This is a genomic window from Porphyromonas endodontalis (genome assembly GCF_052173515.1).
GTDB classification, from domain to species: Bacteria; Bacteroidota; Bacteroidia; order Bacteroidales; family Porphyromonadaceae; genus Porphyromonas; species Porphyromonas endodontalis_A.
On sequence record NZ_JBQMYL010000003.1, the window covers coordinates 151,797 to 175,272 of the forward strand.

The 23,476-nt window shown below is 46.7% G+C and carries 17 protein-coding genes; 14 read left to right on the forward strand and 3 right to left on the reverse strand.

Translation table 11 applies throughout. From position 1 onward, the window contains the following. Positions 1 to 9: 9 nt before the first annotated feature. The 3 genes from ACTTHR_RS02575 to ACTTHR_RS02585 all read right to left on the reverse strand — a co-directional run bounded on the left by ACTTHR_RS02575 (position 10) and on the right by ACTTHR_RS02585 (position 6,459). A complete protein-coding gene (locus ACTTHR_RS02575) occupies positions 10 to 3,117 on the reverse strand; it encodes a SusC/RagA family TonB-linked outer membrane protein (RefSeq protein ID WP_442605079.1) in 3,108 nt (1,035 codons plus the stop codon). Positions 3,118 to 4,325: 1,208 nt separating this feature from the next. Continuing rightward, positions 4,326 to 5,804 (reverse strand): tetratricopeptide repeat protein, encoded by a 1,479-nt coding sequence (locus ACTTHR_RS02580; RefSeq protein WP_442605080.1) that lies wholly within the window; start codon positions 5,802 to 5,804, stop codon positions 4,326 to 4,328. A 61-nt stretch (positions 5,805 to 5,865) separates the two neighbouring features. Beyond that, complete coding sequence (locus tag ACTTHR_RS02585; protein ID WP_304284885.1) at positions 5,866 to 6,459, reverse strand: DUF3575 domain-containing protein; 594 nt, start codon at positions 6,457 to 6,459, stop codon at positions 5,866 to 5,868. A 507-nt stretch (positions 6,460 to 6,966) separates the two neighbouring features. Here ACTTHR_RS02585 and ACTTHR_RS02590 point away from each other — a divergent pair. The 14 genes from ACTTHR_RS02590 to ACTTHR_RS02655 all read left to right on the forward strand — a co-directional run bounded on the left by ACTTHR_RS02590 (position 6,967) and on the right by ACTTHR_RS02655 (position 23,300). Next, positions 6,967 to 9,702, forward strand: coding sequence for a TonB-dependent receptor plug domain-containing protein (locus ACTTHR_RS02590; RefSeq protein WP_442605081.1), 2,736 nt, complete (start codon positions 6,967 to 6,969; stop codon positions 9,700 to 9,702). 227 nt (positions 9,703 to 9,929) lie between these two features. Beyond that, the gene (locus ACTTHR_RS02595) at positions 9,930 to 10,991 is read left to right on the forward strand and encodes an endonuclease/exonuclease/phosphatase family protein (RefSeq protein ID WP_442605082.1); all 1,062 of its coding nucleotides are present in this window, start codon (positions 9,930 to 9,932) and stop codon (positions 10,989 to 10,991) included. Between the two features lie 763 nt (positions 10,992 to 11,754). Beyond that, on the forward strand, positions 11,755 to 11,985 hold the full coding sequence (locus ACTTHR_RS02600; protein ID WP_004333224.1) for a 4Fe-4S dicluster domain-containing protein: 231 nt from the start codon (positions 11,755 to 11,757) through the stop codon (positions 11,983 to 11,985). A 20-nt stretch (positions 11,986 to 12,005) separates the two neighbouring features. Beyond that, positions 12,006 to 13,091 (forward strand): 3-methyl-2-oxobutanoate dehydrogenase subunit VorB, encoded by a 1,086-nt coding sequence (locus ACTTHR_RS02605; RefSeq protein WP_304285628.1) that lies wholly within the window; start codon positions 12,006 to 12,008, stop codon positions 13,089 to 13,091. 166 nt (positions 13,092 to 13,257) lie between these two features. Continuing rightward, positions 13,258 to 13,449, forward strand: a complete 192-nt coding sequence (locus tag ACTTHR_RS02610) for a hypothetical protein (protein ID WP_304285627.1) — start codon at positions 13,258 to 13,260, stop codon at positions 13,447 to 13,449. A gap of 13 nt (positions 13,450 to 13,462) precedes the next feature. Further along, entirely contained in the window at positions 13,463 to 14,257 is a 795-nt protein-coding gene (locus ACTTHR_RS02615; protein ID WP_004333347.1) for a thiamine pyrophosphate-dependent enzyme, read from the forward strand. Between the two features lie 18 nt (positions 14,258 to 14,275). Then, entirely contained in the window at positions 14,276 to 14,821 is a 546-nt protein-coding gene (locus tag ACTTHR_RS02620; protein ID WP_004333203.1) for a 2-oxoacid:acceptor oxidoreductase family protein, read from the forward strand. Between the two features lie 138 nt (positions 14,822 to 14,959). Further along, positions 14,960 to 16,315: a gliding motility-associated C-terminal domain-containing protein gene (locus ACTTHR_RS02625; protein WP_442605083.1), complete on the forward strand. Its 1,356-nt coding sequence runs from the start codon at positions 14,960 to 14,962 to the stop codon at positions 16,313 to 16,315. Between the two features lie 131 nt (positions 16,316 to 16,446). Next, the gene (locus tag ACTTHR_RS02630; protein ID WP_442605084.1) at positions 16,447 to 16,992 is read left to right on the forward strand and encodes an RNA methyltransferase; all 546 of its coding nucleotides are present in this window, start codon (positions 16,447 to 16,449) and stop codon (positions 16,990 to 16,992) included. Positions 16,993 to 17,416: 424 nt separating this feature from the next. After that, the gene (locus tag ACTTHR_RS02635; RefSeq protein WP_442605085.1) at positions 17,417 to 18,040 is read left to right on the forward strand and encodes a hypothetical protein; all 624 of its coding nucleotides are present in this window, start codon (positions 17,417 to 17,419) and stop codon (positions 18,038 to 18,040) included. 109 nt (positions 18,041 to 18,149) lie between these two features. Further along, a complete protein-coding gene (locus tag ACTTHR_RS02640) occupies positions 18,150 to 19,811 on the forward strand; it encodes a dipeptidase (protein ID WP_442605086.1) in 1,662 nt (553 codons plus the stop codon). 92 nt (positions 19,812 to 19,903) lie between these two features. Next, the gene (gene rfbA / locus ACTTHR_RS02645) at positions 19,904 to 20,785 is read left to right on the forward strand and encodes a glucose-1-phosphate thymidylyltransferase RfbA (protein ID WP_442605087.1); all 882 of its coding nucleotides are present in this window, start codon (positions 19,904 to 19,906) and stop codon (positions 20,783 to 20,785) included. An 11-nt stretch (positions 20,786 to 20,796) separates the two neighbouring features. Then, on the forward strand, positions 20,797 to 21,852 hold the full coding sequence (gene rfbB, locus ACTTHR_RS02650; RefSeq protein WP_442605088.1) for a dTDP-glucose 4,6-dehydratase: 1,056 nt from the start codon (positions 20,797 to 20,799) through the stop codon (positions 21,850 to 21,852). A gap of 20 nt (positions 21,853 to 21,872) precedes the next feature. Then, positions 21,873 to 23,300 (forward strand): CCA tRNA nucleotidyltransferase, encoded by a 1,428-nt coding sequence (locus ACTTHR_RS02655; RefSeq protein ID WP_442605089.1) that lies wholly within the window; start codon positions 21,873 to 21,875, stop codon positions 23,298 to 23,300. The last annotated feature ends 176 nt before the right edge of the window (positions 23,301 to 23,476 follow it).

Sequence of the window (23,476 nt, forward strand, 5' to 3'; positions counted from 1 at the left end):
AATACTCCATTAGAACCCAAGAGAAACACCGGCTGTAAAGCGAGCAGGTACGGGATAATTCCACCAAGCAATGCCATCGGCAGCTACACTTGCGGGGTCGAAACCACGGTAGTTCTTAGCCGTGAGTGTAAATAGGTTTTCACCACTTACGAATACACGTACTGAGCTAAGACCGACTGTCTTGAATGACTTGCCACGGAAAGTATAACCAAGCATAATATTTTGGAGCTTGAGGTAGCTACCATCCATCAAGAAGCGAGTAGAGCTCTTATTCCAAGAGATCTTAGGATCGTCTACCAACATGGGAACTAAAGCATTGTCCCCGGGCTTCTTCCAACGATTGTCGGCCACATATTGGATATAGTTGTTACCGAAACCATTCCCAACCTGTTCGTCATAACGAAGGTGATTACCATAGATCTTTCCACCCAAAGAACAACCAAGCTGGAATGAAACATCGAAGTTCTTGTATCGGAAGTCTGTCTTGAAACCGCCTTGGAAGTCGGGGCTTGCCTTTCCTACCTCACGCTCTTTCGCTTCGTTGTAATCAGTTGTGACCTCCTTACCTTCTTTGCCCTTGTACCAAGTGCCAACCCCTGTTTGAGGATCAACCCCTGCCCATTCTTTGAGGTAGAAAGTATAGATATCGTTGCCAACTTTACGGATCTGAGAACCTTCGATGATAGGATTATCATTGCTCAACTTGGTGAGGGTATTCTTGTTGTGCGACCCATTGAGTGTAAAGGTGAGTTGTGTATCTTTTGTTTTGATAGCATCAACAGCCACAGTAAACTCAATCCCCTTATTGTTGAGAGATCCAATGTTTTTGTAATAAGCAACTCCTGAATAGTAGGTGGGTAGCCCTACAGTCCCTGAGATAGGCACCTCGAAGACCATGTCTTTGGTATCGTGGTTATAGAAGTCGAAACCAATACTCAAGAGATCAAATAGACGGGTATCAAACCCTACGTTAAACTTCCCTGTTTGCTCCCATTTGAGGTCTGGATTGGCAAACTGAAGGAAAAGGCTACCGGGACGATTGTTGTAAGAGTAGCCAAAGTCGTAGAGCGAACGTCCTGCATACCACCCTGAGCCAACAGCCTGGTTACCCGATGTACCGTAACTAATACGGAGGGTTAGATCGTTGAGCCAATCTTCGGTATCTGCCATAAATGCCTCGTTGCTCATGCGCCACTTAGCACCGAGAGCCCAGAAAGGAGCCCAACGATTCTTTTTGTGGAAGCGAGAGGAAGCATCATAGCGGAAGCTAGCCGAGAGATAGTAACGGCTCGCATAGTTGTACTCCGCATTGGAAAGGAAACTGAGCAGACGAAGCTCATCAGAAGACTGACTTGCATCTGAGGGAACAGAGGCAAGAACAATATCAGTAAGTGTTTCCGAAGAATAGTTCTTTGCTGCAAGATACGAGCTCTTACTATAAGTGCGCTGCCCCTCTTGACCAATTAGGGCGTTGAGGTGATGCTCACCCCAGCTCTTATTGATATTGAACGTATTGGTGATAGTGGTATAGAAATTGAGGTAGTGCCCATTTTCTCCCATACCTCCCATATCACGACCTTGAGGCTGCAAGAAAGACCAGTAACCGAAGTCGTCTAGATAGTAAGCATCAAGACCAAAACGAGAGGTAAAGCTGAGCCAGTCGTTGAACTTAAGTGTAGCATAGGGAGAGAAAAGCACACGATATTGTGTCCCCATATTCTTATCCCCATATTTACTACGTTGAGCAACCGGGTTGTATCCATTGACGGTATTGAAATTCCAATTACCCTTCTCGTCTTTGACAGGGCTCATCGGGCTCTGCATAAAAGCCTGTGTGATGGGATCTGAGAAGTAACCTCCACCGGTACCCATATTGGTGGTTGTCTTTGAGAAAGAGGTGTTCAAACCGTACGCAAAGAACTCAAAAGGAGCTTGGTCCAAGTTAAGACGAAGAGCATAACGCTCAAGGTCTTTGCCTCGTACAATACCCTTATCATTCATATAATCGAACGAAACGAAGTAACGAGGCGATCGAGGTGTATCACCGCCACCACTTAGGTCGAGATTATAACTCTGTTGGAATCCCGAGCGAGTTACCTCTTTAACCCAGTCGGTACCTGCACCGGCTATATTAGGGATATCCGTATACCACTCAAGGAATTTGGCAGCTCCTTCAGCATCCGGAGTAAGTCCAAGAGAATATTTATTGTTGTAAATATCAAAGACAGAATTGAGCCCTAGAGAGCTATACTTATGGGTATTAAGAATCCCCTCTGTCACAAGTTCTTTGTAAGTAGCCGCATCTACGGGACGATAACCATTGATCGTACGAGGCATCATACTAGAACCCATGCGAGCCGAGAAGTTCATCTTGAATCCGGCACGGCCGCGTTTGGTTGTAATTACAATCACACCATTAGCAGCACGAGCTCCATAAATAGAGGTCGCCGTAGCATCCTTTAGCACGGTGATAGACTGGATATCGTCTGAATTCAAGGTAGAAAGAGGAGAAACCTGCACCCCTTCTCTAGTACGGGTACCCATCACACCCGTCTCTAGAGGTACCCCGTCAATTACGTACAGCGGCTGCGTACCCGAATTAAGAGAGTTACGCCCACGAACAAAGATAGTGGTAGGAGCTCCGGGCTGACCGCTGGCTTGGCTCATCTGGAGACCGGGCACATTACCATTAAGAGCGTTAATCGGATTGGCATCAAACTTAGCCTTTACCGTTTCGGCACCTACAGAACTTGCAGCTCCGGTGAACGCCTTCTTACTCGTGGTAGTGTAACCTGTAACAACAACCTCCTCCATTACCTTGGAGTCCGAGGCAAGCACAATTTTGAGATCACCGCCTGTAATGGTAACCTCTTCCGTCTTCATCCCCATAAAACTAACCAAGAGAGTTTTTGCAGACGAAGGCACTTCTAAGCGAAATTTCCCATCGAAGTCGGTAGTAGTACCCTTAGTCATGTCCGTTTTAAGCACAACGGCAGCCCCAATCACGGGAGAGCCATCTTCAGCAGACGTGACCGTACCTTTGACGACTCTTGTCTGAGCCATCGCTAAACCCACTGAAACGAGCAGCGTAGTTAGCAGCAATACAAATTTTTTCATACTCTTACTATTTAAGTTAGATTCTATCTATTACCTTCTTAGTGGGGAGAATACTAAAGGGCGCTTCCCTCTAGTTGTGTTCTTTTACAAGTTGTAAAATCAACTCCATATTGCCTCTTTGAAAGATTTTGAGGAGAAAACCGGCTATAATGTCGCCCTACACCTTCATTAAAATCATTTCGCAATACAAATATACACCATCCGATGACATGTGCAATACATAAGAGCATTATTTTTTAATGAAGAGCATTAAATTGCAAAGCTCATTTTACAAATATCACCAAAACCAGAATAGAACTCAACAATTAAAAGAAAAGAGAGAGAGGGATATTTGGCAATACAGAAAAGAAAAAGAGAGAAATAATAGACAGAAAAAGAAATGGGAACAAGACTATAAAACAGATAAATCTTCAATCTAAAAAACAATCTAAGACAAGAAGAATGACAATACAGACATTTGTCAACCCCCACTAAAAAGCAACATTACCACAAGAAAGAAGTGGCAACATTGCGAATAACAAAAATAAAAACAAAGATGCAAAAGGTAAGAAGAGAGCCCTATGTAAGAGAATGCAAAAGCGAGGAAAATCTTCTCGGGAAAAAGGAATAGAGATACAAAGGCTTAGAAGAAAAGAGAAAGATTTCAGGTGACAAGGTTTCCTCAAAGATCCTCCTTGAGCAGAAAGAGAGGCTATTCTTTTTGAAAGAGAGGAGGAGAATACCTCCTCGCCATAGGTAGAAAATTCCGCATAAAACACCGCAAAGCCATAGAGAAGAGAACCTTTCTATCACCACACCCGTACGCTCTACGAGCAGACTTAGCCTAAATCTACGTAGAAACAAGAAGCCTTTCTCTTTCTAATATTAGGTTCGTGTAAAAAAACCTCCCCCCCCCTCAACTCTTTCCTCCCTTTAGCCAAGAAAAGAATTATAACCACCCTATAGTCTTTTCCAAACCAACCAATACTCGACACAAATCCAGGCAAGGAAGCATCCGAAACCACCCAAATGCCACAGCAGAACCACCCACTCTCAACACTATCGCAAGTAGAGAAACGGGTAAAACCTTCCAACTGTCACACCCCTATCACCCTAGGCTCGAAACAAATTCAAACAAAAGAAAGGGGTTGCAACCACCCTGTGGCTACAACCCCTGATGAGTAAAACCTTAATCTCGTAGAGCGTTATTCTCTACAAAGGATAGGTTATCAGAGAGACTTCTCTAACTTATCAAGTTCTGCAATATTCTGTTCAGCAGGTTTGCATCCTTGCTTCAGTGCCTTTTCAAAATAGGCACGAGCCTTATTATACTCTCCCATCTGTGAATAAGCAATCCCAAGGTTATTATTTGCTTCGGGAGTATCACCAGCCTTACGAAGATGCCTAATGGCCTTTTCGCTTTGCCCACTCTCAAGAAGAGCAGACCCTGTATTAAGATTTGCAACAGGATCATTGGGGAAGAGAGCTACAGCCGTCTCAAACACATCAATAAACTCTTTGCTACCCTTCTCATAGGTATTAGCTACATGGAAAAGTTCTTCAAGACTGAGCTGGCCAGGCTTGGTGCGATACACCTTGAGAGCCTCTTCAAGCGTAAAGCCCTTAACTACATAGCTCACACTATATACGTTACGACGGAGTGGTGGATAGAAATCCTTAAGCAATTTAGCAAAGGTGACTCCCCCATCGAGAGCAGAGATAGCTGCTTCACGCTTAAGATCGGTATCGTACTTGTCAATGATATCAACAATCTGACTCTTATTAGTAAGAGAGCTTGCTTCTACAGCTTTGCGAAGGCCATCCCAGTCCTCACCATACCAATTGATCTTCATGCGATTAGAGGCGATGTTATAGGTAGTCTTCAAATAGCTAGCAAAAGAGTAAGCACGATTCTTAGAGAGAGTGATATTGCTTTGGAAGTTACCCTCTGGTGAAGCATAACCATCAATAGCAAAATCACTCACACTGAGATTCTTATCATTAATAAATGATTTAATAAACTCATCTACACGCTTAAACTCAGCCGCGTTGTTGCCAAAATCTCTGAGAAGTTCATAACGACCTTGCTTATAGTTGAAGCGAGCTTCTTGTCTATCAGCACGCTGCTTAACAGCCTCTACAGCAGGTTTTACATAAAGATTTTGATATTGTGGTTTGTAAGGATCTTCATAAACTCGAGCGAAGACATAAGGTGCCGCACCTACATTAGGACAGCTAGCACAGCCCAAAATCTGTTCGGAGACCCCAAAGCTAGCATCACGCATCCAATCCTCAAAAGGAATCTCTTGAGAATAATGCACAAAGGTCTTCCCCTTGAGGTCTTTGAGCTTGTAAAGCTGTGCAGGGGGCATAAAAAGCTTGCTAGTATTACCTAAAGCAATCTTACGACGCGTTGTAAGATACTTATTATTGCCCGCAAGCATAAGACCAGGAAGAAGCTTCGGCTCCTCCTTATTAGCACCAAGGAGTTGAGGTGAAACAAAGAGCATTTCTGTAGATTTGAGGTCTACAAGGGTATTAATATCAAAGTCAAAATCGATCTTGACAGTCTTTGTTTTCCCTAGATAATCCTTCACACGAACAATCTTGAGATTTTGATAGCGATGAGAAAGATTATCTTGGGCACGCCCCACTTGTATACCGAGGAACAAGAAGGAAAGGACGAGAAATAGTCTATTTAGTTTCATTGTCGTTACTTTTATCTATAGGGTTATGGTAAATAAAAAGGACTTCCCACGAGGAGAAATATTAGTCGAAAAGATACACTAGCGAGAGGGTTGCCTTCGTAATCCCGAGGTAATTACCTTCCCCTTCACCACACTTCGGACCACACTTTTCTTTATTAAACTTCTCGTACCACACATGGTTGTAACCACCACCAAGACTAGCCTCGAAGTTCCAGCGATTACTTAAGACCCACTGATAACCGAAACTAATCCCTCCTCCAAGGTACCAACCTTGATAGCGATAATTCGGAAGGCTGGCTATCATATTACCTTCCCAGGTATAAGCTAAAGGAGGAAGCTTAAGACCTCCGATATTGAACTGTCCACCCATGGCGTGCACGCCAAAGAAAAAGCCATCAAACTTCTCGCAAGTCCAAAAACGCAACTCTGGTTGAGCCAACCAATGATGCCATTTGGTATTGTCTTTCATAAGATCAAAGTTGTTGAAAGCTCCGTACAAATCTAAGGTTGTACGACTACCGAGTCCAATCTCGAGAGCAAGGTTGGGGGTAACTGTTGCGAGATGCGGCAAGTTGGTTTTTAGGGCAACCTTCTGCGCAAAAAGGCCACAAGGCATAAGCAACGCAACAAGTGAGATAATAATTCTTTTCTTCATATGTTTATGTAAAATCTAATTCTACAACAAATAAGACACCCTCTAAGGTAACCCCACTCGCGCGCTTAGCCTACAAGTACACTTACCCTAGGGGCCCCTCATCTCGCCTGCAAAGGTAGTTTTTTTTTCTATACAAAAAACATTCTAGACGGATTCTATCATTCGAGAAAAGCCATAGCACCAAGCGTATCAATGCCGGCAACAGAGATCAAGAGGCTTTGGAGAACGAGATTTAAATCTCTAGAGCATTTAGCATTCCTGTCCAAGTGGCCTTAAAGAGGATCCCCTCAGAAAAATCAACAAAACACACCTCTCTCACAAAAGACCCGACACAATGCATGATTTCAATCAAAAGGGAAGTCTTTTTGACAACTCCTAAAAAGAAAACCATCTTTCTTGATTCGGGGAATTTTTATTTATTCTCTTGATAATGAGTGGTACGTGGCAAAAATGGGATATCTTTGCCCTCGTATAGAAAATATGAACGCATAGAAAGTACGAAAAACTATGAGACAGAATGTATTCCGTTTGCTCTTCGCTATCGCGCTTATGATAGCAGGGGTAGGAGTGTCCTTCGCCCAGGTGGTAGTAACCGGCCAGGTGTTGGATGCTGAGAATAATGCTCCCATTGTTGGAGCATCGGTAACTACGGGACAAGGATCTACCCTTAGAGGGGTGACTTCCGACCTTGATGGTAAGTTCCGTATAGATGTACCTCATCGTGCCAAGATTACGATTCGTAGCATTGGTTACAATCAAATCATTTTGGATAAAGTAGGCACCGGAGCTAAGACTGTGGAGCTTGGGAAAATCTTGTTGACTCCCGATGCTGTGAGCCTTGGTCAGGTAGAAGTAATTGCTTCTGTGGTGCCTAAGGATCGCAAAGTGCCCGTGCCGGTGAGCAACATTTCCCTCAAACAAATTGAATCCAAAGCCTTTAACACAGAGTTCCCTGAGCTTCTTAAGTCCTCTCCTTCTGTGTACGTTACTCGTTCCGGAGGTGGTTTTGGGGATTCTCGCATTATGATGCGTGGTTTCGATACCGATAACCTCGGGGTGCTTATCAACGGGGTACCTGTAAACGATATGGAAGGTGGTAAGGTATACTGGAGCAACTGGGTTGGCCTCTCGGACGTATCTTCAATGGTACAAGTACAGCGCGGTCTCGGAGCTTCTCGCCTCGGCATTTCTTCTGTAGGGGGTACTATTAACATCGTAACCAAGAACACTGATGCTAAGAAAGGCGGCAACGTCTTCATGGGTATTGGTAACGATGGTTATGTGAAGTATGGTTTCAACCTCTCTACCGGCCTGATGGAGAATGGTTGGGCTATCACGGCTTCTGCCAATACTTCTTACGGAGAAGGTTACGTAAAGGCAACAGACTTCCGCGGGTATAGCTACTTCCTCAACATCTCTAAGAAGATCAATGAGGCACACACCCTTTCGTTTACCGCTTTTGGTGCTCCTCAGTGGCACAATCAGCGTTCTTCTCGCCATCTCCAATCTCAATACGATAACCACCCTGATGGTGCACGTATGAACCTTGAGTATGGTTACCTCGATGGTAAGGTACTTACTCCCCGCTACAACTTCTACCATAAGCCTCAGCTCTCTTTGAACCACTATTGGACAATTAACGACAAGTCCTCTCTCAGCACGGCTCTTTATGCCTCTATTGCTTCGGGTGGCGGTCGTCGTGTAGATGGGCTCAAAGACAAAAATGGCTATTATAGCAACTGGATTGAAACTTACAAAGGAGAGCGTTCTTACAAAGTGATTAAGGACAATGCAGGTAATGTTATAGGTCCTAACCCCACCAACTTTAAGGCTACCCCCGATGGATTGATCGACTGGGAAGCTGTGTATGCTGCCAATGCTGCTAATGGAGACAAGGGGTCTCAGGTAATCCTTGGTAATAGCGTGAACAACCACAAGTGGTTCGGATTGCTTTCTTCTTACCGCAATCGCCTAGACGAAAACTTCACCTTGACTGCCGGATTTGATGGTCGCTACTATCGTGGAGACCACTACAAAGAAGTTTATAGCTTGCTTGGTGGTCAAAACTTCCAAAGCCTTCTCTTCCAATCTCAGGTAGATGGCGGGAAGACAGCACTCAATAAGGGAGATAAGTATGATTACCACAACATTGGAGAAGTTGTTTGGGCCGGTCTATTTGCCCAAGGAGAGTTCACGAGCGAAATGTTCGACGCTTTCTTGTCAGGTTCTTTGACCTACGAGGGGTATCGCTATCTCGTGCCCGAAGGTTATAGCACAACGAATCATGCTAACTTCCTCAGCAACCCTCTCTACGGACCTGACTTCGTGAAGCGTACCGCAAGTGACCGAGTAAATCTCATGCCTTGGAGCATCAAGGCTGGGGCTTCATACAAGTTCCTCGATTACAATAACTTCTTCTTTAACGCAGGGTACTTCACTCGTGCTCCTAAGTTTGCCGGAGCATTCCTCAACTATTCGACCCAAATAAATAAGCACCTCACTAATGAAAAGATCATGACGGTAGAGCTCGGCTACGGCTTCCAAAACGAAGTGTTCCGCGCCAACCTCAATGGTTACTTCACAAAGTGGGACGATCGCTTCCTCCGTCGTAATAGTGTACTAGAGAAGAATCAGTACTGGAACTTCCGCAACCTCTCAGCTCTCCACAAGGGTATCGAGCTTGATTTGGAATATCGTCCTGCGAAGGAACTACGTCTTACCGGTATGTTCTCTCTCGGAGACTGGCGTTGGGGTGGTATCTCTAAGTACGATATCTACAACGAGTCTCAAGAGTTCTTGGGAGAAGGCCAGATCGACCTTAACGGCGTACACGTAGGTAACTCTGCACAAATAACCGCTGCTGTAGGTTTTGATTGGGAAGTATTCCCCCGCCTACATCTACGTGGTAACTACAACTACTATGGCAAGAACTATGCAGCCTTTGAGCCTACAAACCGTCTCACTAAGAAGGGTGGTGAGGTAGAAGTCTTCACAGGTGATTCTTGGAAGATGCCTAACTACTCTCTCGTAGACCTCTCGGCTAGCTACAACTTCGAGCTCTACAAGGGTATGAATGCAACGATCTTTGGTGGTGTAAACAACCTCCTCAATACCAAGTATATTGCAGATGCTACCGACGGAAGCAAGGTTGATGCAACTACAGGCCTCCGCACGGGCGAAGACGCTCTTGTATGGTATGGCTTCGGACGCACCTGGCAAATGGGTATGCGTGTGAACTTCTAATAAGTCCAAAGAATGGGAGGAAAGGTTAGCCTTTGCCTCCCTCTCAACAAAAAAATGATAGATCTACCCTCATCTATCTGCAAGCCCTCCCTTTGTTGCAAAACTAAGGGGAGGGCTTCTCTTTTTCAGTTGCATTCCTCCGTCAAAGGAGGAGGTACTGAAAAGCTTTACACTATTATTATATACTTCTCTTCAGCAAAGGGAAGTTTCTTGATGAGGAAAAGACTATGATACATACGAACCGACGGCGGATTCGCGTATGTGTGCTTTGTTTACTATTACTGATGGCTAGACCCATAAAAAAAGCACGAGGAGAACGGATTAAGGTAATGACCTTTAACGTAGAAAACCTCTTTGATACGATGCATGATGAGGGGAAGAATGATTATGAATATCTTCCCGAAGGAGCTAACGAATGGACTCGAGAGCGTTATCTACGCAAGCTGCGCAATGTGAGCGAGGTTATTAGTGATGTGGGAGGAGTTGGATGGCCCCTATTGGTCGGTTTGGTAGAGGTGGAAAATGAAGTGGTCATGGACGATCTCTTACACAGCACTCCGCTCGGGGCAAGAGGGTATGAATATGCCATCACCCATAGTCCGGATGAGCGAGGAATTGACGTCGCCCTACTCTATATCAAAGATTTATTTCGCCCCGATAAGATAGAGGAGTTTCAGGTAAAATTCCCCCATAGCCCTCATACGCTCTCTCGCAACATTTTACACGTACATGGACATCTTTTCAATGGCGTGCCACTGCACGTTATGGTCGTACACCTCCCCTCTAGACGAGAGGGAAAGAGAGCCTCAGATCGTAAGCGGCAAGATGTAGTCTCCCTATTGCAAGCCAAGTGCGATAGCATATTGAATAAAGAACCAGGAGCCTCCATCCTAGTGATGGGAGACTTCAACACTACGCCTCGCGACCCTATCACGCACGTTTGGGCACATCCCCTAGCCTCAAGGCGAACGGCTTATCGTGCTGATTTGATGTACGATCTCACCTCTCTTATTCCCTCCGGAGTCATCCCCGGGAGCTATCGACATCGAGGGGTATGGCAGCAAATAGACCGTATTGTAGTAAGTGGTAGTATGCTTTTTCCGGATAATCCTATTACCTACCTTTGGGAAAGTGCACACTCCGTGATGATGCGTCGCTGGATGCAACAGGATGCCGATGGAGAACTCTCTCCAAAGCGCACCTATGGAGGCCATTTCTATATGGGAGGAGTCAGCGATCATCTGCCTGTAGTGGCTCAGTTTGTTCTCGCTTGTAAAGAAGAGTCGTAAGTAGACACTTTACCTCCTTTGGTCGTAGAGGCGAGAACCCGAGGGCAAGGAGAGCAACCCCAAAATCTCAGAACGATTGTTAGTTCTCTTCTCCAATCTTTTTAACCACTGAAAGACACATGCGAAATACTAGGCTGAAAAGTGCTCAAAACCTTGCCCTAAATATTTTCCGATCTAGGCCTAAAACAAAAATTATTCCACCTGATTTTCTCGTATTTTTCAGGCAGTAATGCACCCCTTTTCTAGCCAGGAAAAAATCATCGAAGGGGGCGGTATCTTTTTCAGCCCAACCTATTCTCCTTTTGCTTTTTCCTCTCCAACTCCTCTTAAAATGGGGAGTAGTAGCGATAAATAGCGACTCAATAGTTCGAATTGCTTAGTGCAGATGGCATTTTCTCACAAGAAGACGCTGGAAAAATTTTAATTGAGCAACATTTCTATTTTGCTGTATTTTTACTATATTACACCAATCTATTCCAATAAGGAACTAAATAATCTCAGAAAATTCTTATTACCCTATTTAGAAGGAGGCAATCTAGCAACATTCTTTATCGCATTAAGTAGGTATGTATCGGATTTTAGTTGTATCTTTGGAGAGCGGATGAGAATGTATGAAAAAGGGCTTCCCCGGCATAGCTTCTCAGCTAGCGGATCAGCTCCCTTTCTTGTCCCCCTCTCTCAGAGTGAGAGTCGTATGCGTAAGAAAGGACGTAAAGGAAGAACAGAAAGAGAACATATAATTCTAATAGACAGATAGATAATAATGGCGAAAGTTAGAGGAGCTGTTGTAGTCAATCAACAGCGTTGTAAAGGTTGCAATCTCTGCGTTGTGGCTTGCCCTACGCAGGCGATTAGCTTGCATCCCGATCACATGAATGACAAGGGATATCACTATTGTTACATGAGCAATCCTGAGGCTTGCATTGGCTGCACTAGTTGCGGTATGGTATGCCCCGATGGTTGCATCTCCGTGTATAAAGTAACTCAGAAATAAGCTAAGGACTACAAAGAGATATGGCAGCAGAAATTAAACTGATGAAGGGCAATGAGGCACTAGCTCATGCCGCTATTCGTGCAGGTATGGATGGTTATTTTGGCTATCCTATTACTCCTCAATCCGAAGTACTTGAGACCCTCACTGCAGAAAATCCTGAAGATGTTACCGGTATGGTGGTGCTACAGGCCGAGAGTGAAGTCTCTTCTATCAATATGGTCTATGGCGGTGCCGGTGCCGGTAAGAAGGTGATGACCTCTTCTTCTAGCCCTGGTGTTAGCCTTATGGCAGAGGGCCTTAGCTACCTCGCCGGAGCAGAACTTCCCTGTCTTGTTGTAAACGTTATGCGTGGGGGTCCGGGGCTTGGTACCATCCAACCCAGCCAAGCAGACTACTTCCAAGCAACTAAGGGCGGTGGTCATGGCGACTATCACCTCATTGTACTCGCCCCCAACTCGGTACAAGAAATGGTAGACTTTGTAGACCAAGGTATCGAACTTGCATTCAAGTACCGCAACCCCGTGATGATGCTTTCTGATGGTATCATCGGGCAAATGATGGAAAAAGTAGAGCTCCCCGACTTCAAGCCTCGCCGTACCGATGCTGAAATCAAAGAGCAATGCCCCTGGGCTACTACCGGTGCTACAGGTGGTAAGCGTCACATCATTACGTCACTAGAGCTCGACTCTGCTGTAATGGAACAGAACAACGAACGCTTCCAAGCTAAGTATGCCGAAATCGCTAAGAACGAAGTTCGCTACGAAGAATATATGACAGATGATGCCGACTACGTGCTCGTAGCCTTCGGGTCGTCCGCTCGTATTTGCCAAAAGGTGGTACAGATTGCTCGTGAGAGCGGTATCAAGGTCGGTCTTCTCCGTCCTATTACTCTTTGGCCTTTTGCTTATGACGAAATTGCTCGCCTCAGCAAGCAGGTAAAGGGCTTCCTCTCTGTAGAGCTCAATGCCGGTCAGATGGTAGAAGATGTACGCCTTGCAGCCGAAGGTCGCGTGCCTGTAGCTCACTATGGACGTATGGGAGGGATGCTCTTCTCTCCGGACGAAGTACTTGATGCCCTCAAAGAACGTATCATTAACCGTAAGTAAAGAGAGTAACGAGAGATTCCTTGGCATGTAGCACTCTCCTTTCTCTTAGGGAACGGCAATAGAGAGATACCTTATAGTATCAATCCACTCCCTAGAATGGGGTAAGGCACTGTAAGAAAGAGAGAGAGCAAGTCAAAAAAAACTACTCCGGAGAGCGAGCGAGAATATGAAAGAGAAGAACCTCAAACGATGGATCACCATCTGCGACATTGCATTCTTTGCCCTGGTCGTACTGATGATCGCCCTCTTCCTTTTCTTCCGCACCGATGAGGGGAATAGACTAGCCTTCCTCTGGGCTGCGATCCCTGCGGTGGTAGTGCGTGTTGCTAGCTATGTGCTAAGACATATAAACCGATAAACAAGATATTACAATGAATACGACAGACGAAAAGGTTCTCTCTTTTGAAGACATCGTAAAGCCGGAGAACTTGGTGTATGAGAAGCCTCGTCTTCTCAACGATAATACGATGCACTACTGCCCAGGTTGTAGCCACGGGGTTGTGCACAAGTTGGTTGCTGAGGTAATCGACGAAATGGGGCTCGCAGAAGAAAGCGTGGGTATTGCTCCCGTAGGTTGCTCTGTGTTTGCCTACAACTACATTGATATCGACTGGCAAGAAGCTGCTCACGGTCGTGCTCCTGCTCTTGCAACAGCTATCAAGAGATTGTATCCCAGCAAATTGGTTTTCACCTATCAAGGTGACGGTGACCTCTCTGCTATCGGTACGGCTGAGACGATCCATGCCGCCAACCGTGGTGAAAATATCGTGATTATCTTTATCAACAACGGTATTTATGGTATGACCGGTGGTCAGATGTCTCCCTCTACCCTCGTAGGTATGAAGACGGCTACCTGCCCCTATGGTCGTGACGTAAAGCGCAATGGTTACCCCATCTCTATGTCTAACCTCTTGGCTGAGTTGGATGGTACTTGCTATGTAACTCGTCAGACGGTACACACTATGCCTGCTGTACGCAAAGCAAAGAAAGCACTCATTAAGGCTTTCGAAAACTCAATGGCCGGCAAGGGTTGCTCTGTAGTAGAGATCGTTGCTACCTGTAATACGGGTTGGAAGATGTCGCCTGCTAAAGCTAACGACTGGATGATGGAAAATATGGCTCCTAAGTACACGTTGGGAGACCTAAAAGATGTAGATAACCAATAATCCCACGAGATAAGTAAGATGACACACGAAATAGTAATTGCAGGCTTTGGTGGTCAAGGCGTGCTCTCATTGGGTAAGATCCTAGCCTATTCCGGGCTAATGGAGAACAAGGAAGTTAGCTGGATGCCTTCGTATGGTCCCGAGCAACGCGGTGGTACGTCTAACGTTACCGTTATCGTAAGTGATGAGAAGGTTAGCTCTCCGGTTGTGAACCAATACGACATCGTTATTGCGCTCAATCAACCCTCGCTTGATAAGTTTGCTCCCCGAGTAAAGAAGGGTGGTATCCTTATCTATGAACCCAATGGTATCCATACTAAGACTACGCGCGATGATATCCGCATCTACTCGGTAGACGCTACCGAAGAAGCTCTCAAGTTGGGTAACGACAAGGCTTTCAACATGATTATCCTCGGCGGTCTTCTCAAGATCGTTCCCGTGGTAAAACTTGACAGCGTGGTGGCTGGTCTCAAGAAGTCTCTTCCCGAGCGCCATCATAAGCTCATTCCCATGAATGAGGAAGCAATCAAGATTGGTATGACTGCCATCAAGCAGGAGAACTAATCGAAGATCTTTCTCCCTTATTTTGAGTATCGGCACTCCTTGCCTCCCCCTTTCCTAGGGGAGCAGGGAGTGCTTCTTTATCTTCTCTTTTCCCTATTGTAGCCATACTATTTTGTATCTCTCAGGCGTTATTCTATCATGAAGAAGGGATACTATTTTTTACTTCTTATCTACCTTTCGTTTGGATTGTCGCCCCATCTTTGGTCGCAACTTAGGGTAGAAGGAGCTCGCTATACGGAGGCAAAAGCACCCGAGGGGCAGCGAATGAAAGTGCTGCTGCTCAATGGGGTCTCGTCTGCCACCACTCTTTACTTTACGGCCAATAGCGGAGAGCAACTCATGACCTATACCGAAAGTCTGAGGGATGCTAAGCCGGTTGCAACAGCGCAATACAATGGTACGGCGTGGCAGTTGGTCAATCCCCCTTTAGGATGTGGTTATTTTGTACAACCCTCGCAGGGCTTACCTGATGCCTACTATTGGCTTATTGACTATGCAAAACAACCCTTTCCCAAAACTCCTTTTGTGGCCGAGGTTGATAGCGAAAGCCCTTGTGAGCGAGTAGTACTAAGGACAGAAGGTGGATTTACAGACCTCTCTTGCTACACTCCTCAAGGCGTTCTATCTCCTGTCGCTCGTACGTACAAAGTGCAGTATCAAGATCAAGAGTACGATGCCTCTAATACTATCTTTGCGGAGAAAAAAAGGGTGCAAATGCTACAGCCTCAGCAGGGTGTATTGCGTCTACTAGCCCCTCTTATGGATACCGAATTCACTCTCTTGGGCGATGCTTTTTCCGAAGAGTTGGGATACAATTTTGAACCCCTTCACACCCAAAAGCTATTGGGGCAGCGAGTGGAGGTGCACGGGAACTTACGTTTAGTTGGCTCTACTTCTAAGGCTGACTCTTTGCCAAAAGGCTCCCTACCCCGCTCTCTTTCGGCTCCGGCACAGATTGAGATGCATGCTATTGGCAACGCTCCGGTGGCAACGCTCTTTCAGTGGCGTATCGTGCGAGGGGAGGCAATGAATGCCGGAAACTCGTCTGTAGTATTCCAGTATTCCGGAGCAGATTGTAGCTACACTTTTACGGAGGCCGGTGCCTATACGATCGAGCTTTCGGCGACCTCTCGCAACGGAGTTTGCAGTGCTTCCACAGACAAAGTCACCACCTCGGTGCAGACTTCTCGTCTAGAGGTTCCCAATGCTTTTAGTCCCACTTCTTCCCCCGGGATCAACGATGTGTTCCGTGTGGTACATACCTCGCTTGTGGAGTTTGATGGACGTATCTACAACGAGTGGGGTAACGAATTGTACCATTGGACGGATCCTAATGGCGGATGGGACGGCACCTATCAAGGTCAATCGGTCTCGGGAGGCGTCTACTATTATGTGATTTATGCCCGAGGAGCGGATGGTAAGGTGTACAATGAACGGGGGCATATCAACGTCTTAGATGGGGATCTGCAAAGCACCCATCCAAACTCTTTCTAACGACTTTCCCAAACACCTTCCCAGCAATTCCCCCTTTTTCTCCTCGTATCCATGCTCGATAACCAGGGCAAGAGGCGGTGCTTTAGCTCTAATTTGAGTACCTTCGCCCCCACATTGGCATAGTGTAATATATGAGAAAACTCAAGATAGAGGAGATGCAACGGCTCGATGTAGAGCAGTTCCGCAGCGAAGAGAAGGTGCCCCTTACGTTGGTGTTGGATAATGTCCGTAGCTTAAACAATGTAGGAAGTCTCTTTCGCACCGCAGATGCTTTTCGTCTGGAGGGTTTGATTCTTTGCGGTATTACGGGATTACCTCCCAACCCAATGATTCACAAGACGGCACTTGGTGCCGAACTTAGTGTAGCGTGGGAGCATGCCGAATCCACTTTGGAGGCAGTAGAGCGACTCCGTAGCAAAGGGTATAAGATTTGGGCTCTAGAGCAGGCAACGGATAGTTTATGTCCCGAAGAATCTCCGCTCACTCCGCCCGAGCGAGTTGCCTTGGTGGTTGGGAACGAAGTGCACGGTGTAGCAGACGAAGTTATTGCTTGCGTTGATCGTTGCATTGAGATCCCTCAATATGGCACCAAACACTCCCTTAATGTGAGTGTGAGTGCAGGGATTGCCATCTATTCCATTGTGGCAAACTATTTGCGCTCTTTACCTTCCTTCTAATCCACAATACGTATCTGTTTGGGGTATTTCTCCGGAGAGGAGAATCTATTTCTCAGTTGTAAATACAATGCTTTGGTAAACAAAAACCGCCATGGGGTTGCCCCTCGGTCATTGAACTTAAAAGTTAAAACAACTACTTAATCAAAGAGCTAATGTATACAATTGATCGGCTTCTCAAACAAGAATAGACCTTATCATCGGAGTTCATCAACGAGAAACCACTCTTAGCCTGACCGAGAGAAAGATAGGTTATTCTATCATTCAAATATTGCCTAATGGAAAACTACTTTTGTCATCCCATTGCATTTGACACTGGCATCTGCACCCTGTCTGCATCTTCCGATATAGGTATTCAATTCAAATTTTATTCGTACATTCACGGGCGAAGGGATATTAAAAATGCGTATAAAAGCCAAGAAGTGCAATGAAAAAGGTTAGTGTACTTATATTTTTGCTCACGATCTTGCTGGGAGCATGTGCTAAGGAGAAGAGGGACGCAGAGTGGCATAAATATGCGATTGAGACGTGCTGTATTCCCGAAGGCATTAGTTTGAAAAAGGTATTTGGAGAGGATGAATCTAAGCTTACTTGGTATCTTCAGTTCCATAGTTTGAGAAAATCTACTATAACAAAGGCTACAAATGAGGAGCTACTAGATCAGATCGCCAAAGAGCATGGAGAGGATGGATCGGGATTTTACGCCATCTCTCCGACCCTTCCGTGTGTGTACGGGGTGCAAAAAATAGAAGTAGTGGGTTGTAATGGAGGACGTGAAGCATCCTTATCCCATCTTGTAACCTTATCGAGTCTTAGTATTGAGCCCTTTATCCGAAGAGGCTACAAGAATGCTGATTCTGAGATGTGGACTCCTTTTGACCTACCATTGGATCGTATAACCAACTATGACTATATGCCCTTCCCTAATGTGGGGTATGAGTTTACTATTACCTGCAATCGTAGTGATGTGGAGGGGAAGTTTGATCGGCTGGAAATACGCGTTATACTCAAAGATGGCAAGGTACTCCATCGTGATATGCTTCTGAAATAATTAGAGGGGATAGACTCCTTATCAAGCGAATGTATGGAAGTCAATAGGCTGGATACATTCGCTTTTGTCGTATATTTGTGGAGCAAAAACAAGCAAAAGCATTAGTAAGATGAAGATTCGCACTTTCTTTGCGACCCTCACCGTCGCAGCAATTGCCACGCTATTAGCCCCACAAGCCGACGCTTGTACTGGGTTGCTCGTTGGCAAAGGGGCCTCAAAAGATGGCTCTGTAATGATCTCTTATGCCGCAGACTCGCATACTCTCTACGGCGAGCTTTACCATTGGCCTGCTGCCGATTGGGCAAAGGGTTCTATGCGTCAGATTATCGAGTGGGATACGAATACCCCTATTGGGTTTATCCCACAGGTGGCTCATACCTACAATGTAATTGGTAATATGAATGAGCATCAGCTCGCCATTACCGAGTCTACATGGGGCGGTCGCTCCGAACTCGTCAACCCCGATGGTTTGATGGACTATGGTAGCCTTATCTATGTAACCCTACAACGTGCCAAAACAGCATGCGAAGCCATTAAGGTAATGACCAGCCTCGTCGAAGAGTATGGCTACCGCAGCTCGGGCGAAAGCTTCAGTATTGCGGATAAAAACGAGGCGTGGGTAATGGAGTTAATCGGAAAGGGCCCCGGTAAGAAGGGGGCTGTTTGGGTGGCAATGCGCATTCCTGACAATGCCATTTCTGCCCATGCCAATCAGGCTCGTATCCAACAAATCAAGTTCAACGACCCCAATAATTGTCTCTATGCTAAGGATGTAATTTCTCTGGCTCGGGAGAAAGGCTACTTCAAGGGTAAGGACAAAGACTTCAGCTTCCAGAAGGCATACAACCCCTGGACGTCCGATGGTCTCCGTGGTTGCGAGGCTCGTGTATGGAGCTTTTTCAATCGCTTTGCCGATGGCATGAAGAAGTACGAAGCTCTTGCTATGGGCGACGTAAACCAAGAGCCTATGCCTCTTTACGTCATCCCCAACCGCAAACTTTCGGTGGCCGATGTACGCAATATGATGCGCGACCACTACGAAGGCACCCCGATGGATATGACTCAAGATATCGGTGCCGGTCCTTATAGCGTTCCCTACCGCTGGCGTCCTATGTCGTGGGAGTATAATGGCAAAACCTATTTCAATGAGCGTGCTATCGCAACGCAGCAAACCGGTTTTGTACTCGTGGCTCAGCTCCGCCCCAACCTCCCTGATGAAGTAGGTGGTATCCTTTGGTTCGGTGTAGACGATGCCAATACCGCCGTATTTACGCCTATGTATGCCTCCATACAACGCACTCCCGAGTGCTATCGCGTAGGTAATGGTGACATGATGCACTTCTCTTGGACAAGTGCTTTCTGGATCCACAACTGGGTAGCTAATATGGCGTACGCACGCTATGCTCCCATGATTCAAGACATCCGTCCCGTTCAGTATGAGTTGGAAGATGGCTTCGACAATGCCCTTGCACAGATCGATGCTAAGGCTGTTGCCCTCCTCAAGGAGTCGCCCGCCAAGGCACGAGCTTTCCTCACCAACTATAGTTGCACTGTGGCAGATGCTGCTACGGCTCGCTGGAAGTCTCTCGGCGAATATCTACTTGTAAAGTACATGGATGGTAACATGAAGAAGGAAGAAAACGGCAGCTTCAAAGATAATGGTCACGGCTTGAGTGCTATGCCCGAATTCCCCGGTTACGACACACGCTACTACAAGCAGATTGTAGACGAAACGGGCAATAAGTTCCTCTCTACGGGGGGAGGTCACTAATTGACTTTTCCTTATCACTAACGGCAACAACTGCGGGTCGCTCCTCTGCGGCTTGCGGTTGTTGTATCTTTTCTCTAGTCAGTATCAGCAAAATGAAGGGTATAGTATTAGCAGGAGGCTCGGGCACGCGTCTCTATCCGATCACTAAGGGGGTGAGTAAACAATTGCTCCCAATCTTTGACAAACCCATGGTTTACTATCCGCTCAGTGTACTGATGCTGGCCGGGATTCGAGATATTCTTCTGATTTCCACGCCGCAAGATCTTCCGGCTTTTGAGCGTCTTTTGGGAGATGGTAGCGACTTGGGGATTCGTTTGCAGTACGCCCCTCAGCCCTCCCCCGATGGCTTAGCACAGGCCTTTATCATAGGACGAGAGTTCGTAGGCGATGACGCTGTTTGCCTTATTTTGGGGGATAATATTTTTTATGGAGCCGGATTCCCTGAGATGCTTACGAGGGCGGTAGCCCGGGCAGAACAAGAGGGGAAAGCGACGATTTTTGGCTATCGGGTTAGTGACCCCGAGCGTTACGGAGTTGCAGAGATTGATGCCGATGGTCAGGTCTTATCTATCGAAGAAAAACCCAAACAGCCTCGCAGTCCGTATGCCGTAACAGGGCTTTATTTCTATCCCAATAAGGTCTTGGATATTGCACAAGCAGTGCGCCCTTCCGCACGAGGGGAGCTGGAAATCACTTCCGTGAATCAAGCTTTTTTGACCCAAGGTTCTCTCTACTTAGAGCAACTCGGACAGGGCTTTGCCTGGCTCGATACCGGCACGCACGACTCCCTTAGTGAGGCCTCTACCTTTATAGAAGTTATTGAGAAAAGGCAGGGCATCAAGATTGCTTGCCTCGAGGGAATCGCCTACCAACAGGGTTGGATTGGGGCAGATACCCTCAGCAAGGTAGCCACCCCGATGGCAAAGAATGCCTATGGCCAATACCTTCTCTCCCTACTCGTCCCCTCCATTTGACATTTACTCCTATGAATTTACTGATTACGGGAGCAGCCGGTTTCATTGGATCCCATGTAGCACGGCACTTTGTTCTGCAGTATCCTGAGTACCGAATCATTCTCTTGGATGCCCTCACGTATGCAGGTAATGTAGCGAATCTCGAAGACCTCCTAGAGCTACCCCAAGTGCGCTTTGTGGTGGGAGATATTACGGACTTACCCTTGCTTCAGTCACTTTTTGCCCAAGAGGGCATTGACGGCGTAGTGCATTTGGCGGCCGAGAGTCATGTTGATCGTTCCATATCCGACCCTCTTCTCTTTGCCCGAACCAACGTGCTGGGTACTCTCTCTTTACTAGAGACGGCTCGCGCTACGTGGCAGGAGAAGTCAATACAAGGGCGTTTTTATCACGTCTCTACAGACGAAGTGTACGGAGCTCTCCCCCTAGAGGGCGGTCTCTTCACCGAGAAGACGCCTTATGCTCCTCACAGCCCTTACTCAGCCTCAAAGGCTTCGAGCGATCACTTCGTTCGCGCCTATCACGATACCTACGGACTGGATGTCGTGCTTAGCAACTGCTCCAACAATTATGGTCCCTACCAATTCCCCGAAAAACTGATCCCTCTTTTCATTAACAATATCCGCCAAAAACTCCCCCTCCCTGTCTATGGCGAGGGGCTGAATGTGCGCGATTGGCTCTATGTAGAAGACCACGCTCGTGCCATTGATCTCATCTTCCACAAGGGACGCTCCGGCGAAACCTACAACGTGGGAGGGAGTAACGAGTGGAGCAATATAGAGCTAATCAAAAAACTTATTGAGACGGTAGATCGGGTTTTAGGACGCCCCAAGGGGGATTCTCTCTCCCTCATTACGTATGTACAAGACCGTGCCGGGCACGACCTCCGCTACGCTATTGATGCTAGCAAACTGCATACGGAATTAGGCTGGACGCCCTCCACCTCTTTCGACGAAGGGCTGGAGCAAACGGTGCACTGGTATATAGAGAATGCCGTCTGGCTCGATGCGATTACCTCTCAAGCCTACTTAACCCAAAACGAAAAGGCTCGTAAAGCCTCCATATAATAGCCCCTACTATAATTCACATGACCCCGGATTACTCTCTTCGCTCTGCTATAGATACGCCTCTTTTCCGCTTAATTAGTGAAGCTGCCGATGAACTCGGTGTGGAGGCTTATGTGGTGGGAGGTTATGTGCGAGACCTTCTGTTGCACCGCACCACGGGAGATATTGATGTGGTTTCTGTGGGGCGGGGTATCGACCTTGCGCGTGCTTTTGCCAAGAAATGGGGGCGAGGAGCGCACCTCTCCGTCTTTGCCAATTTTGGCACCGCCCAGGTAAAAAAGGGGGGGATAGAGGTAGAGTTCGTAGGAGCTAGGCGCGAGAGTTACCGACGCGATAGCCGCAAACCGATTGTAGAAGATGGCACGTTGGAGGAGGATCAAGAGCGCAGAGACTTTACCATCAATGCCATGGCTTTGTGCCTCAACAAAGAGCGATTTGGCGAGCTGGTAGACCCTTTTTACGGCCTAGAAGACCTCGAAGACTGTCTATTGCGTACGCCCTTAGATCCCGATGTAACCTTCTCAGACGACCCCTTGAGAATGCTTCGGGGGATTCGCTTTGCAAGCCAATTGGGCTTCTTTCTTGACGAAGAGACTTTTGAGGCCATTGAGCGCAATGCCGAGCGTATTAAGATTGTCTCTGCCGAGCGCATCATCGTAGAGCTAAACAAAATAATGCTCTCGCCTAAACCCTCTATAGGACTGGAGCTATTGGAAAAGACAGGCTTAATGGCACTCATATTGCCCGAGGTATTAGCCCTCAAAGGTGCCGAGACCCGAGATGGCATTGGGCATAAAGATAATCTTACACACACCTATAAGGTGGTAGACAACCTCGCCGCAAAGAGCGATAGTCTCTACCTCCGTTGGGCAGCCCTTTTGCACGATGTGGCAAAGCCGCAAACGAAGCGTTTTGATCGGGCGTTGGGCTGGACTTTCCACAACCACAACTATATTGGAGCCAAAATGGTGCCCAAGATGTTCAGGCGACTCAAGTTGCCCCTCGATGCCTCTATGAAGTATGTTGCCAAGATGGTAGAGCTACATATGCGCCCTGCAGCACTCGTAGATGAGGGGGTAACGGACTCCGCCGTGCGTCGCTTGCTCTTCGAGGCCGGAGACGATATAGACGACCTTATGCTCCTCGTGGAGGCGGACATTACGAGCAAGAATCCCCAAAAGGTGCGCCGCTACCTCGATAACTATGTAGTGGTTCGTCGTAAACTCCACGAAATAGAGGAGAAGGATCGGATACGCAACTTCCAGCCACCGATCTCGGGAGAGGAGATCATGGAGCTGTTTGGCCTCCCCCCCTCTCGCCCCGTGGGTACACTCAAAGAGGCGATTAAGAATGCGATACTTGATGGAGTGATCCCCAACGAATACGATGCGGCCTACGACTATCTGCTCAAAAAGGCAGACACTATGGGGCTAAAACCCCTTCACTAATCCCCTTTTTTTGTTGTGCGCTGCTTTTTCTCTTTTTCTTGCCCTGTAACAAAAAATATATTAGGCAAATATGCCTCCCATAACTGCCCAAGAATTTTATTTTTCTTAGGCAGCATTTGACCAGAAAATCAGCCAGATAAATCTTTCTCCATGTCTTAAGGCAATGGGAGGTCAGA

Excerpts from the sequence above, each read along its gene's own strand:
- ACTTHR_RS02575 (WP_442605079.1), bottom strand. The coding sequence starts at position 3,117 with ATGAAAAAATTTGTATTGCTGCTAACTACGCTGCTCGTTTCAGTGGGT.
- ACTTHR_RS02580 (WP_442605080.1), bottom strand. The coding sequence starts at position 5,804 with ATGAAACTAAATAGACTATTTCTCGTCCTTTCCTTCTTGTTCCTCGGT.
- ACTTHR_RS02585 (WP_304284885.1), bottom strand. The coding sequence starts at position 6,459 with ATGAAGAAAAGAATTATTATCTCACTTGTTGCGTTGCTTATGCCTTGT.
- ACTTHR_RS02590 (WP_442605081.1), top strand. The coding sequence starts at position 6,967 with ATGAGACAGAATGTATTCCGTTTGCTCTTCGCTATCGCGCTTATGATA.
- ACTTHR_RS02595 (WP_442605082.1), top strand. The coding sequence starts at position 9,930 with ATGATACATACGAACCGACGGCGGATTCGCGTATGTGTGCTTTGTTTA.
- ACTTHR_RS02600 (WP_004333224.1), top strand. The coding sequence starts at position 11,755 with ATGGCGAAAGTTAGAGGAGCTGTTGTAGTCAATCAACAGCGTTGTAAA.
- ACTTHR_RS02605 (WP_304285628.1), top strand. The coding sequence starts at position 12,006 with ATGGCAGCAGAAATTAAACTGATGAAGGGCAATGAGGCACTAGCTCAT.
- ACTTHR_RS02610 (WP_304285627.1), top strand. The coding sequence starts at position 13,258 with ATGAAAGAGAAGAACCTCAAACGATGGATCACCATCTGCGACATTGCA.
- ACTTHR_RS02615 (WP_004333347.1), top strand. The coding sequence starts at position 13,463 with ATGAATACGACAGACGAAAAGGTTCTCTCTTTTGAAGACATCGTAAAG.
- ACTTHR_RS02620 (WP_004333203.1), top strand. The coding sequence starts at position 14,276 with ATGACACACGAAATAGTAATTGCAGGCTTTGGTGGTCAAGGCGTGCTC.
- ACTTHR_RS02625 (WP_442605083.1), top strand. The coding sequence starts at position 14,960 with ATGAAGAAGGGATACTATTTTTTACTTCTTATCTACCTTTCGTTTGGA.
- ACTTHR_RS02630 (WP_442605084.1), top strand. The coding sequence starts at position 16,447 with ATGAGAAAACTCAAGATAGAGGAGATGCAACGGCTCGATGTAGAGCAG.
- ACTTHR_RS02635 (WP_442605085.1), top strand. The coding sequence starts at position 17,417 with ATGAAAAAGGTTAGTGTACTTATATTTTTGCTCACGATCTTGCTGGGA.
- ACTTHR_RS02640 (WP_442605086.1), top strand. The coding sequence starts at position 18,150 with ATGAAGATTCGCACTTTCTTTGCGACCCTCACCGTCGCAGCAATTGCC.
- rfbA (WP_442605087.1), top strand. The coding sequence starts at position 19,904 with ATGAAGGGTATAGTATTAGCAGGAGGCTCGGGCACGCGTCTCTATCCG.
- rfbB (WP_442605088.1), top strand. The coding sequence starts at position 20,797 with ATGAATTTACTGATTACGGGAGCAGCCGGTTTCATTGGATCCCATGTA.
- ACTTHR_RS02655 (WP_442605089.1), top strand. The coding sequence starts at position 21,873 with ATGACCCCGGATTACTCTCTTCGCTCTGCTATAGATACGCCTCTTTTC.